Origin of the sequence: Fictibacillus phosphorivorans, assembly GCF_001619875.1 — a bacterium.
GTDB classification, from domain to species: domain Bacteria; phylum Bacillota; class Bacilli; order Bacillales; family Fictibacillaceae; genus Fictibacillus; species Fictibacillus phosphorivorans_B.
Genome location: NZ_LRFC01000023.1, coordinates 612,496 through 624,996 on the forward strand (window position 1 = coordinate 612,496; position 12,501 = coordinate 624,996).

Consider the following 12,501-nt stretch of genomic DNA (forward strand, 5'->3'; position numbering starts at 1 on the left):
TCTCTATTAATTCGTTTCTTCATTTTCAAAGATCGACGCTACACCTTGACCCCCGCCGATACAGAGTGTTGCAAGGCCTCTCTTTGAATTCCTGCGTTTCATCTCATGAAGCAGCGTTACAACAATTCTTGCACCGCTCGCTCCGATCGGATGACCGAGTGCAATCGCTCCGCCGTTTACATTCAGCTTTTCTTTATCAAATTCAAGATCTTTACCAACAGCGAGAGATTGGCTTGCAAATGCTTCATTTGCTTCAATAAGATCGAGGTCATTCATGCTCAATTCTGTTTTCTTCAATACTTTCCTCACAGCCTCTACTGGGCCGATTCCCATCACTTCAGGTGCAACACCTGCACTAGCATTCGCTTTAACGACTGCCAGCGGTTTTAGACCTAACTCCTCTGCCTTCTTTCTGCTCATTACAACAAGTGCCGCTGCACCGTCATTGATGCCAGAAGCATTCCCCGCTGTTACCATTCCATCTTTTTTAAATGCTGGCCTTAACTTGCTTAACTTTTCCGCCGTAGAGCTTGGTTTTGGATATTCATCTTTATCTATAATCACAGGATCCCCCTTGCGCTGAGGAATCTCCACTGGTGTGATCTCATCATCAAACTTTCCTTGTTCTTGTGCTTCGGCACATTTTCTTTGGCTTTCGGCTGCAAATTCGTCCAATTCTTCACGTGAGAGTGAATGGGTCTCACATAAATTTTCTGCTGTAATTCCCATATGATAATCACCAAAAGCACACCAAAGCCCATCTTGGATCATGGAATCAACCATCGGAGCGTTGCCCATACGCAGACCATCTCTCGCTCCATTTAATAGATAAGGAGCTTGGCTCATGTTTTCCATTCCACCGCAAACAATGATATCTGCTTCGTTCAGCCAAATGGCTTGGCAAGCCAAATGAATGGCTTTTAAGCCTGAACCGCATACTTTATTGATCGTCATACTAGAAACCTCATTCGGCAATCCAGCTTTAATAGCTGCTTGTCGAGCAGGATTTTGTCCAAGTCCTGCCTGCAGAACATTTCCCATAATAACTTCATCTACAGAATCATGTGGAATGCCCGCTTTTTTTAGTGCGTCTTTAATTGCAATCGATCCCAGATCAGTTGCGGGTACCGTTTTCAAGCTTCCCATAAAACTTCCGATAGGTGTCCTGACAGCGCTTACAATAACAGCTTCTCTCTCTCTTGAAACCATTCCTAGTCTCCTCCTTATTAAACGCAATAAAATTTCTGAAAATTCCCTTTTATCATACCATAACATTTGAAATGTGTTGCAACAGATGATTTTTTTTAGTTAAAATATAAGGAAAGGAAACGCTTTCTAGAAAGGGGTTTTACATTAGTGGACTTACCTGAACGAGTCACACTTATTGAAGTTGGACCACGGGATGGACTTCAAAATGAAAAGAATCTGATCCCTGTAAAGAACAAGATTGAATTCATTTCTTTATTGAAGAATGCGGGGTTTCAAGAAATGGAGCTCACTTCATTTGTTTCACCAAAATGGGTGCCTCAAATGCAAGATGCCGCCGTTGTCATTGAAAACTGTTTAGATGACCTGCGAAACTTTGTCTTAGCTCCTAATAAAAAAGGAATCGACTTAGCTACTGAATCTGGCGTGAAACATATCGCTGTATTTGTAGGTGTAAGTGACACATTCAATAAGAAAAATATCAACAAAACAACCGAAGAAAGTTTGAATGAATTAAGACCTCTCATCGACGAATTAAAACGCAAAGGGTACTTCGTAAGGGCTTGTATCTCTACGAGTTTTTATTGTCCTTTTGAAGGAAAAATTGATGAACAGGATGTATTAAAAGTTTGTCTCGAATTTGAAGAAATGGGTGTTGATGAGCTTAGTGTAGCCGACACGATCGGGATGGCTAATCCGTCGGAATGCTATGAATTGTTTACGTTACTGAAACATCATCTTCGTGCAACAACACTTCTTACCGCTCATTTTCATGATACACGAGGAATGGCTCTTGCTAATATTTTTGCAAGTCTGCAAGCTGGGATCGACCGGTTTGATACTTCAGCAGGAGGTCTAGGCGGCTGTCCGTTTGCACCAGGCGCTTCTGGAAACGTTGCTTCTGAAGATGTTGTCTATATGCTTTCACAAATGGGCATCTCAACAGGTATTCATCTTGAAAAACTTCTTGAAGCTGCTGCCTACATATCCCCTCTTCTTTCAAAGCCAGTAGCAAGCAAACAATTTAACTTAGTGAGGAACGTTCCTCAGCATTAAAAAAAACACGGGCTTACACACCCGTGTTTTGTTTCGTTTTATCATAATACTTCATCGAAGGATTTAACATTTCTGAAGGGCTCTTTAACACAAAGTGGTTACCAGCTGTTGCATCGATCGTCATCTTCTCATCAAAGAAAACCGCTTTGTTGTATTCCATATAAAGGTCGGGACCGTTCGTCTCAATCTTCGTGTCGTTTCCCTCTGTTTGATCAACGAGCCAGAGAGCAGGTACCCCACTCACTACACACCCACAACCTTCTGTATCATGCTTGAGTTTTAAGTACCCTTTTTTTCCTTGCATAATCTTTTCTAACCGTGTTAATGCTGCATCTGTAAATACAATTTCCATGCTATTTTAAGACTCACCTTTCTTTTTTAAAACTTTGATTGCCCAGTTACACCATGATAACCAGCTTTCCATATACCGAATGCCAAATTCACTCGTTAAATACTCGCCAAGTTCATTTTCTCCATATGTTCCTTTTGGAAAGTTCTCTTCTTGCCATTTTTTCGTCATCATAAGACCCATCTGATGATGCTCTTTACTCTTCTCTAAAAAATCAATCGCTCTTTCTGTAGGAATAAAGTGAAACATGGAAACTCTTAATAACAGATCGTCTTTCAGCTTTGGCACATTCACAGGCTTGTTCAGCATCCATTCTAGAAGCTGTGCAAACCCTTTATCTGTAATCGTATATATTTTTTTATCTGGATAATCACTCTGCTGAACCGTTTTAGAGTGAGTAAGACCCTCTTCTTCCATTTTCAATAGTTCACGATAGATCTGGGTGTGGTGGGCTGTCCAAAAATGAATAACCGTTTCTTTAAATTGCTGTGTAAGCTCATATCCTGTCGCTTCATTTTTTGCCAATAAACCTAACAGCGCATACCTTAACGCCATTTCTTACCCTTCTTTCTTTCATACTGTACTGTTTTTGCATTGTAACATATTTTTCACAAATTATTTATTCTTATTACTTGATATATTTCTTATACACACCTTATATTATAGATAAACATATGTGAAAATACACATATAAAAACTTACGTAGGAGAGGAATCAATGAACTGGCTAACGAAATTCAGTTTAAAAAACCCAGTAGCGATATTTATCTTTTCATTTTTGCTCATTGTTGGAGGGGTCTTCTCGTTCACGAATTTAAAAGTGGACCTGCTTCCAAATGTTGAGTTCCCGCAATTGACGGTTCAAACTGTCTATCCAGGTGCTTCGCCTGAAGATGTAAACAAACAAGTAACAGACAAACTTGAAACGCAATTGAAGCAAGTAGAAGATGTAAAAACGGTAAAAAGCTCTTCACTTGAAAGTGTTTCGATCATTAGTATGGACTTTCCTTTTACAGCCAATATGGATGATGTAGAAGATCAAGTAAAGTCCATCATTTCAGAAACAGATCTTCCAGATGATGTTGAACCAGAAGTAAGCCGTTTTTCATTTGGAACCATACCTATCTACAATATTTCTTTATTCCCTGAAAAAGAAGGAGAAAACATTCAAGCATTTGTAAACGGTGAATTGGTGCCAGAACTTAAAAAGATCCAAGGTGTTAACAACGTTTCAGTAGGCGGTGTAAAGGAAACATTCGTTTCTATTACATTAGACAAAGAGAAAGCCAAAGAAGCTGACGTCACATTAAATTCAGTGAAAGAAGCGATCAACAGCCGTGCTATTTCATTCCCGGCAGGTACAGTAACAGACGACTCGATTACAGTTCCCGTTCGGGTTGAAGAAGCCGTAGACACGGTGGCTGAGCTAAAGGAAATTACAATCTCTAACAGCCAAGGAGCACCTGCACAACCTCCTAGTGGAGCTGGCGGACCTGCTTCTAGTGGCGGAGCACCTTCAGGGCAAGGAGCACCAGTTCAAACACAAGCTCCTCAGACACCGTCTAGCTTAAAGCTTGGTGAGATTGCCGAAGTAAAAGAAACTGATGATATAAGTGAGATCACAAGATATAACCAAAAGGCTTCTCTTTCTATGGCCGTTACGAAAAAGCAAGATGCAAACACGGTTGAAGTCGCTGAAAAAGTAATCGAAGTTCTTAACAAAAAGAAATACGATGATAAGTTAAACTATGCGATTGGATTCGGTCAGGCGGAAGGCATTAAAGATTCCGTAAACACACTTATTAAAGAAGGATTGTTCGGAGCTCTATTCGCTTCCCTAGCCGTTTTGATCTTCCTTAGGAACTTTAGAGCAACGATTATCGCCATTATCTCTATCCCGCTCTCACTGCTCGTTTCAGCTATTTTCTTGGACCGCCTTGATATTACGCTAAATATTATGACACTCGGTGGAATGGCTGTTGCGGTCGGGCGTGTAGTAGATGACAGCATCGTTGTTATCGAGAATATCTTCAGAAGGATCAGAAAAACCGATGGAGACTATGACCGTGATGAGCTCATTATCGACTCAACACGAGAGATCTTAAAGGCGATCGTATCTTCAACGATTACAACTGTTGTCGTATTCTTGCCGCTTGGATTAGTTGGCGGCGTTACAGGTGAGTTTTTCTTACCGTTTGCTTTAACCGTTGTTTTTGCATTGTTGGCGTCACTCATCGTCGCTGTTACCATCGTACCGATTCTTGCAAAATATGCATTTAAAAAAGTTAAACCTGAGAAAAATGATGGTCCGTTGCAGCGCGGTTATGAAAAATTAATTAAAGCTTCTCTTAATCACAAAATTCTAGTACTCTTCACTTCCTTTATTCTACTAGGTGGATCTTTCTTCCTGGCAACGAAATTGGGAATGGTATTCTTACCGAACGAAGAGCAGAAAACGTTAACCGTTAACGTTGAATTGCCTGCAAGCACCAATGTGACAAAAACAAATGAGATCTCTCTTGAGGTTGAAGATTATCTGGCTAAAAGAGACTCGATCAAAGATGTTACGGCTGGTATTGGGTCACGTGATTTCCAAACCGGTCTCAAACGTCAAAATGTTGCTAACTATTTTGTAAACCTTAAAAAAGAAGCAAACGTTGAAACCGAATTAAAAGAACTTGAAAAAGATATAAAAGCGATTACAGATGAAAAAGCAGAAGGAACCGTTATCAGCTTGCAGGAAGTTTCAAGCGGCGGACCACCTTCTAATAACGAAGTCAACATTGATCTATATTCAAACGACTTAGACGATTTACAAAAAGCTGCAAGCCAAGTTGAAGAGTACATGAAGACTCTCGATTCGATCAAATATGTCTCGAACAATTTTAAGGATACGCAAAAACAATGGGCTGTTTCGATCGATACAGAAAAAGCAGCTGAAAAAGGTGTGTCAGGCTTTGCAGTTTTAGGAGCTGTTTCTGATGTAACGAAGCCTGTTGAAGTCGGTGAACTTACGTTAGATGGAAACCAAAAGAATGTAAAAGTTGAGTATGATGAATCTGTAAAATCTCTAAATGAAATCAAAGATCTTACTGTGTTCGGCACATCTGGTCCTGTAAAAATTTCAGACGTTGCTGATGTTTCTGAAAAAGAAACCGTAACAGGCATCCAGAAACTAGATGGTAAGATATATGCTCAAGTTTCTGCACAAGTTAAAGGAGACAACGTTCAAAAAGTTACCCAAGACGTTATTAAAGGCGTTGAAGATCATGTAGATCTTCCTGCTTCTGTTTCAACGGAAGGAGGCGGAGGAAGTGAAGAAACGATGGATACGTTTAAAGATTTAGGCCTTGCGATGCTTGTTGCTATCGGCCTCGTTTACTTAACGATGCTGATTACCTTCGGCCGTGCTCGTATACCATTTATTATCCTTTCTTCTCTTCTATTTGTTCCTGTCGGAGCAATCGGAGGACTTTATTTAATCAATGAACCACTTTCAGTAAGTGCGATGATCGGAATACTCATGCTGATCGGTATCGTTACAACAAATGCAATCGTATTAGTAGACCGTATCGGCCAGAACCGTGAACTTAAAGGAATGCCAGTACGCGAGGCACTTTTAGAAGCAGGAAAAACCCGCTTACGTCCGATATTAATGACAGCATTTGCGACCATTGCAGCATTGATTCCGCTTGCATTGACAACATCCTCTGGAACACTGATTTCCAAAGGATTAGCGATTGTTGTAATCGGAGGATTAACTACTTCTACACTGTTAACATTGATTATTGTGCCTGTCCTTTATGAGTTATTCTTTACAAGACAGGCGAAGCGCGAAAAAGCAAAGACCACTTCATAAATCAAAAAAAGAGTACTGTACCTCTTCTCGAGGCAGCGGTACTCTTTTTTGATGTTTTATAACCTTGTTGCTCTTGGAAGTGGTTCATTTCCGTTTCAGGTGCTCGCTTTCCGCGGGGCAAGCGGTGAGCCATATTCGTAACGTTTCACTTTCAAGTGTCTCACCTGCCCGCCTGTCCCGCAGGACAAGGAAGGCTTCGGCAGCGTCGCACGAAGAAAATTCGAAGTTCAATTTTCGAGGAGTCTCCCACCCTACACTCCAATCAACTTTCATAGAAGATAATACTTGAAAGCTCAAATCTTTTAGCAAAGAGCGTTTAAAAAAGTGCCTTTAGAAAGTAGTTACCGTAAAGATTCTCATGAATACGAGAAATTTAGAACTTACATATTAAGATGCACAGAATACCTTTTTAAACAAAATACCTTCTCTCATTCTTGATTTTTGCACATTAGGACTAAAGACCCTGTTTTGCCTTTCTGAGGAATGGGAAATATATCAGCAATATCGAATTCAGGAGGCTGAAAAACATGAAACAAATTTGCTCAAGAAAAGTAAAAGTAACTGCAAAATACACGGTCAATAAAGCGATAGAAATTATGCAATCTGCTAAAAAGATTAACAGTCAACTTTTTTTAAGCAAAGACGGTATAACTGTCCACGCCTCTGGATTATCACAGCTTGTTTCATTCTTCTTAACATTAAAAGAAGGAGACTCATTTCTATATATCGTTGAAGGGGCTGATGCTGAGTCTGCCATGAGCCTAATCTCACCGCAAGAAACTGTATCTCAATAACTATAAGCCTACTTTGGCCTTCATTCTCTTTTTGAAGATTAGAGGTAAACCTACAATGACAAACAGCAAGGTTGTTCCGATCCACACCACTTCCTTGCTTCCTGATGTCATTGATGTCCCTAGATACGTATAAGCGATTGTACCTGGAATGATCCCAATAGCTGTCGCAATCGCATAGTCTTTAAACTTCACCTTTGTCAGCGATGTTAAATAGCTGACAAGGTCATAATTTAAAACCGGCAGCAATCTTAATAATAGAACATAGCGAATCCCTTCTCTTTCTATCTTGCTGCGGACTTTTTCATATTTTTCATTTTTCCATTGTTTACTTTTCTTAAAGCGACCCAGGCGGTTGATCGCGTAATAAGTTAGGAGTCCCCCTCCAAGCGATCCTAGATAAGTATATAGACATCCCCAATAAAAACCGAATGATAGACCGCTTGTTATAGCAAAAATGGAAGATGGAAATAACACAAATGGCCGCACCGAATAAAGGACAACGAAGATAAATGGAGCAATCCATCCCCAATGCATGATCCAATTTCTAAATTCTTCAGGACTGAATCCCTTATAATTTTTTTGCAGCCAGAAAATAAACATCATCACCGCTCCAGCAAACAGAACAATGTATAACCATTTTTTTGTTAATTTCATATTCCCTCCATATAAAGATTTCATTTAATATGCATTTTTCCTTCTTCTGCACATATCCATACATACATATTGTGATTGGGCAAAGGAGGTTATTTATTGTGATTGTTAAAGCAACTGCACCTATTTATGCGGAGCGTGCTGCCAAACTTGTAGAGCTAACAGGCAGCTTTACGGAATCTATCTATATAAAAAAAGGGGATCGCACCGCTGATGGAAAAAGTTTTTTAGGCATTATTGCACTATCTATCTATCCAGACGATTCCATTGAAATTATTTGTGATCCACCAAGTACTCAACTTAAAGAAAAAATACTTTCTTCTGGACTTTTTGCAAGCTGTAATTCATAAGATTTACCATTTCATTTTATAACAAACCTTTCTCTTTTGGCTAATTTCCCTATATTGATAACTCGCCCACCAGCAGCAATCTGAATAAAAATAAAAAGCCGGGATTCCGGCTTTTTATCATTCATTCATACTTTCATTTATTGAATCGATTCTTAATTAAAGAGGCGCTTTCGTTTCATTTAGCATTTTTTTGTATATTTCCAATATCATAGTACTGTATGTTGTTCCTAGAACAGCTCATTTCCCATTTAGCTCTGCCCATGTTACAGCACTTCCTCTTTTAACGAATTGAAATCTAGGATCTACCCATACACTTGCCCGATCATGGTCCTAGTATCGTCAGTCCTTTAGGGGGTGATTACGGAGATTTTAGGATTCGGTTTCGGAGCTTTTAAAATCCAGTGGAGTTTGATTTTTGTCAATCACATATGCATCGGCTACACCTAGGGAACGGATTTTCTTAACTAAATTTTCAGCGTTTCCTCTGTCTTGAAAAGCTCCAGCTTGTACTCTGTTGTAGGTTTTATTTCCCGCTTTTATCTCGTCGATAAAGGCGGAAAGCCCTTGTTTTTTTAGGAATGAAATCCGCTCATCCGCATTCTGCTTTTGTTCAAATGCACCAGCTATAACGATAAGATTGGGTGTTGGTTTTGGTTGTTTCTTTGAAAGTGAAAGACTTTCAGCTATACCTGATGCAATTGCTGATGATACTTCATTTTGAAAATCTTCTCTTTTTAGTAAAGCGAGATTTTGAGCGTTATCTAAAAACAGAATCTCTAATAAAATTGCAGGCATTTTCGTTTCTCTCAGCACATGAAAATTGGCCTGCTTTTGTCCTCTATCTCGAGCACCATATTTATTCATGACCGTTGCTGCAGGTACATGAATGGCGTTATGTATGCTTTTTGTTTCAGCTCCTGCACTTGGATATATATAGCTCTCGAAGCCTTCTCCACCACCGCTATTCTGGTGTATAGACACATACAGATCTGCATTTTTGCTGTTTGCTAAATTGGTTCTTTCTTCGAGTGAGATTGTCTCATCACTGCTTCGTGTCATGATTACATTTACTTCATAATTGTTTTGTAGGTAGGATTGGACTTTCTTTGCGATCGTCAGATTATATATTTTTTCAAAATCATCTTTATTCACGGCACCTGAATCAGTACCACCATGGCCCGGGTCAATTATGACTTTCAAGTTGTCACCTTCTTATTCCATCAACCAAATACGCTATTTAAAAATACGCTTACTTCTATTAAAAACGAAATGACGGTATACTGAAAGAGACAGATGACTATTTTTATAAAAATAGATTTTCGACTAAGGTGGATACAGAATGGAAGCAGCTTTAATAGGAAGTGTTTTATCTGCATTAGCAACCGGATTTGGTGCTTTGCCTGTTCTCTTCTGGTCTCAGGTAACACATCGGTTCCGTGACATCTTGCTTGCCCTTACAGCAGGTATCATGGTTGCTGCATCGACTTTCAGCTTGATTCCTCAAGCTTTAAAATTATCAAACTTAACGGTACTGACAATTGGTATTACCCTGGGTACGCTAACCCTATTACTTTTAGAAAGATTCGTTCCGCATGTTGATCTCGATCATTCTAAAATTTTTAAAGGCATAGACTCAAAGGCTTTTCTCGTTATTGCTGCTATAACACTGCACAATTTACCAGAGGGACTTTCTGTTGGTGTCAGCTATGCGAGTGATAATACAGGACTAGGCGGTTTAATTGCGTTTGCGATCGGTCTTCAGAACGCACCTGAAGGACTCCTTGTGGCACTTTTCTTGATTCATCAAAAGATGAGCAGGATAAAAGCGTTTTTTATTGCAACATTAACAGGTGCCGTTGAAATCGTCACCGCGATTCTTGGGTTTCTTCTAACTTCGTATGTGGAGAACCTTGTGCCATACGGTCTTTCTTTTGCAGCCGGTGCTATGCTCTTTATCGTATACAAAGAGCTTATACCGGAAAGCCATGGAGACGGCCACGCACGCTCTGCTACATTATCATTTATTGCGGGGCTATTAATCATGATCTACTTAACACAAATTTTCGGAGGATAACGAAAGGCAGTTAAGAGACTTTTTAAATGGCAAAATTAAAAACAGGTCCTGTACTTTTATAGGACCTGTTTTTTACTTGGTTTTATGCGTAAACAATATCCATAATGTCTGTCACTCTTAAGATGTGCATCTTATCCGCCTCATCCATCACGCGTAATTCCTTTTTGAATTCATCTACGTAATGAACCTGTCCCTTAAGCTCAGCGCTTCTTCCTTTTTCAAAATACGTAAACATTAATGTTTGATTCTCCTCCATCGCGACACAGATCGTCTCATTAAATTCTTCGTACTTTTGTTCATCTAGTTCAGGTTTTCGCCCGTAATCCAGACCGTCCTGATGATCTCTTAACATTTTCACGTGTTCGGGCAGCATCATCGCCGTCCACTTAATAGTTCCTCTGTCACGAATCACAGTTTACCCTCCTCCTTACGCCTTATGTCCGCCTAAAAGCCGGCTTCTGTATAAAGCTGTTCCTCCTTTTGTATAGGAAACAGCCCGCAAAAGAGAGTTGGATCCGTATTTTTGCCGAATATCGTCCATCACATAGCCAATTTTTCTTTTTTGCGGATGATCTAAAGAAAATAAAGTAAGCTGTGTTTCTGTATCTTCAGAGACGTTGGAAAGGGCTATTGAAATCTTGCGCACCGTCTCTCCCTGATAAAAAGTCTGAAGCAAATCAAGACAAACTTCATAGAGCTCCATCGTAATATTAGTTGGCTGATCAATCGATTTGGAACGGTAAAAGCCGCCTCCACCTTCATCTTTGCTGTATCCTAGTCCAAAGCTGATGGTCCTCCCTGCTTTTCTTGCCCGTCTAGCACGCCTTGCCACCTCTTCGCACATCTCTAAAATGACATGTTTTATCTCATTTAAATCTGTATAGTCTCGCAGTAAAATCTGGCTCTTTCCATAGCTGATCTGTCCTTGAAGAATAGGAGCACCAATCTCAGACAGATCCACTCCCCAAGCATGATAGTAGAGCTGATTTCCCATCACACCGAACTTTTTCTCTAAAAGTTCCAGAGGATAGTGTGCCAGATCACCTACTGTTACAATTCCCATTCTGTTTAACGTACGTTCTACTCGCGACCCGATGCCCCACATCTGACTTAGTGGAGCTAAAGGCCATAGCTTCGTTTTTACATCTTCGTATTGCCATTCGGCTACGCCTTTTTTCTTTGCCTCTAGATCTAGACAAAGCTTTGACATGAGCATGTTTGGACCGATTCCAATCGCGCACGGTAACCCAAACTCTCGCCAGATGTCGCGCCGAATTCTTTCTGCGAGTTCCTGTGCGCTTCCCCATAATTTTTCTGTGCCATCAGCTTGAAGAAAACTTTCATCTACGCTGTATGTGTGGATGGATTCAGGCGGAACATAACGGTGCAGCAGTTTCGTGATCTCCATTGATCTCTCTAGAAAAAAAGCCATCTGTGCGTTTACAATGATGATGTCTTTATTTTTGGGAATTTCAAAAAGCCTGCTTCCTGTTCGGATACCAAAATCGGCTTTTAATCGTGGAGAAGCAGCAAGCACAACACTGCCTTGCCGTTCTGTATCCCCCACCACTGCCAAATGACACGTCAGCGGATTTAATCCTAAGCGCACAGCGGCACAGCTCGCATAAAAACTTTTCATATCCATACATAAGATGGTGCGCTTCGGCATTTCATCATAGTTCATTTGTCACAACTCCTTCGCCATCTACGAACATCTGTTCCTTATATTTATACCCATTTTAACCGAATATATGTTCTTATAACAATGGTAATTTTTTCAGCAAATTTTGCAGATTGACGTTTTTTACTCCAAGGTCTAGGATTTATAAGGAAAGACAGGTGAAAAAATGGAGCGCTCTTTGTTAAGAAAAATGATCGTAAAGTCGTTGAAAAACTACTTATGGGAAGAAGAAGATTGCCTGTTAACAGATACTGAGTGGAATGAGCTTGAGGAGAAGATTCTGAAGCAGATAAGCGAAGAGAATCAGGAAGAGGCAGTTTATACCATTATTCAAGACGTTGTATATGAATATTTCACAAATAAATAAACAGGTTCTGTATGTAAACAGAACCTGAGCTAAAGTTAGCAAAACTAATATAAAAAATCAGCGACGAGTTTTGAGCTGTAATCCGTAAGTTTCGGTTGCCTATCCACGAGGCTTG

The 12,501-nt window shown here is 40.0% G+C and carries 13 protein-coding genes; 6 read left to right on the top strand and 7 right to left on the bottom strand.

Translation table 11 applies throughout. The features are described from left to right. Positions 1-6 precede the first annotated feature (6 nt). Positions 7-1,209 (bottom strand): acetyl-CoA C-acetyltransferase, encoded by a 1,203-nt coding sequence (locus AWM68_RS12535; protein ID WP_066242074.1) that lies wholly within the window; start codon positions 1,207-1,209, stop codon positions 7-9. A 147-nt stretch (positions 1,210-1,356) separates the two neighbouring features. Here AWM68_RS12535 and AWM68_RS12540 point away from each other — a divergent pair, with 147 nt between their 5' ends. Further along, positions 1,357-2,262 carry a hydroxymethylglutaryl-CoA lyase gene (locus AWM68_RS12540; RefSeq protein WP_066242078.1) on the top strand — a complete coding sequence of 302 codons (906 nt, stop codon included), beginning with the start codon at positions 1,357-1,359 and terminating at the stop codon, positions 2,260-2,262. Between the two features lie 13 nt (positions 2,263-2,275). Here AWM68_RS12540 and AWM68_RS12545 read toward each other — a convergent pair whose 3' ends face one another. Both AWM68_RS12545 and AWM68_RS12550 read right to left on the bottom strand, forming a co-directional pair. Further along, complete coding sequence (locus AWM68_RS12545) at positions 2,276-2,614, bottom strand: iron-sulfur cluster biosynthesis family protein (RefSeq protein WP_066242079.1); 339 nt, start codon at positions 2,612-2,614, stop codon at positions 2,276-2,278. A 6-nt stretch (positions 2,615-2,620) separates the two neighbouring features. Beyond that, the gene (locus AWM68_RS12550; protein WP_066242082.1) at positions 2,621-3,166 is read right to left on the bottom strand and encodes a PadR family transcriptional regulator; all 546 of its coding nucleotides are present in this window, start codon (positions 3,164-3,166) and stop codon (positions 2,621-2,623) included. 162 nt (positions 3,167-3,328) lie between these two features. Between AWM68_RS12550 and AWM68_RS12555 the strand changes: the two genes are divergently transcribed. Further along, the gene (locus tag AWM68_RS12555; protein ID WP_066242083.1) at positions 3,329-6,469 is read left to right on the top strand and encodes an efflux RND transporter permease subunit; all 3,141 of its coding nucleotides are present in this window, start codon (positions 3,329-3,331) and stop codon (positions 6,467-6,469) included. 527 nt (positions 6,470-6,996) lie between these two features. Continuing rightward, a complete protein-coding gene (locus AWM68_RS12560; protein WP_066242087.1) occupies positions 6,997-7,263 on the top strand; it encodes an HPr family phosphocarrier protein in 267 nt (88 codons plus the stop codon). Here AWM68_RS12560 and AWM68_RS12565 read toward each other — a convergent pair whose 3' ends face one another. Further along, the gene (locus AWM68_RS12565; protein ID WP_066242090.1) at positions 7,264-7,917 is read right to left on the bottom strand and encodes a TVP38/TMEM64 family protein; all 654 of its coding nucleotides are present in this window, start codon (positions 7,915-7,917) and stop codon (positions 7,264-7,266) included. 98 nt (positions 7,918-8,015) lie between these two features. Here AWM68_RS12565 and AWM68_RS12570 point away from each other — a divergent pair, with 98 nt between their 5' ends. Beyond that, entirely contained in the window at positions 8,016-8,264 is a 249-nt protein-coding gene (locus AWM68_RS12570; RefSeq protein ID WP_066242093.1) for an HPr family phosphocarrier protein, read from the top strand. Positions 8,265-8,633: 369 nt separating this feature from the next. Here the strand turns inward: AWM68_RS12570 and AWM68_RS12575 are convergent, their stop codons facing one another. After that, entirely contained in the window at positions 8,634-9,464 is an 831-nt protein-coding gene (locus tag AWM68_RS12575) for an N-acetylmuramoyl-L-alanine amidase (protein ID WP_066242097.1), read from the bottom strand. Between the two features lie 139 nt (positions 9,465-9,603). On the opposite strand from AWM68_RS12575, the gene AWM68_RS12580 reads away from it, so the two are divergent. Further along, the gene (locus tag AWM68_RS12580; protein WP_066242100.1) at positions 9,604-10,338 is read left to right on the top strand and encodes a ZIP family metal transporter; all 735 of its coding nucleotides are present in this window, start codon (positions 9,604-9,606) and stop codon (positions 10,336-10,338) included. Between the two features lie 82 nt (positions 10,339-10,420). Here AWM68_RS12580 and AWM68_RS12585 read toward each other — a convergent pair whose 3' ends face one another. Beyond that, the gene (locus tag AWM68_RS12585) at positions 10,421-10,750 is read right to left on the bottom strand and encodes a YolD-like family protein (RefSeq protein ID WP_066242102.1); all 330 of its coding nucleotides are present in this window, start codon (positions 10,748-10,750) and stop codon (positions 10,421-10,423) included. A gap of 15 nt (positions 10,751-10,765) precedes the next feature. Continuing rightward, a complete protein-coding gene (locus AWM68_RS12590; protein WP_066242104.1) occupies positions 10,766-12,022 on the bottom strand; it encodes a DNA polymerase thumb domain-containing protein in 1,257 nt (418 codons plus the stop codon). Between the two features lie 163 nt (positions 12,023-12,185). Here AWM68_RS12590 and AWM68_RS12595 point away from each other — a divergent pair, with 163 nt between their 5' ends. Further along, on the top strand, positions 12,186-12,386 hold the full coding sequence (locus tag AWM68_RS12595) for a YqzH family protein (RefSeq protein ID WP_066242107.1): 201 nt from the start codon (positions 12,186-12,188) through the stop codon (positions 12,384-12,386). The last annotated feature ends 115 nt before the right edge of the window (positions 12,387-12,501 follow it).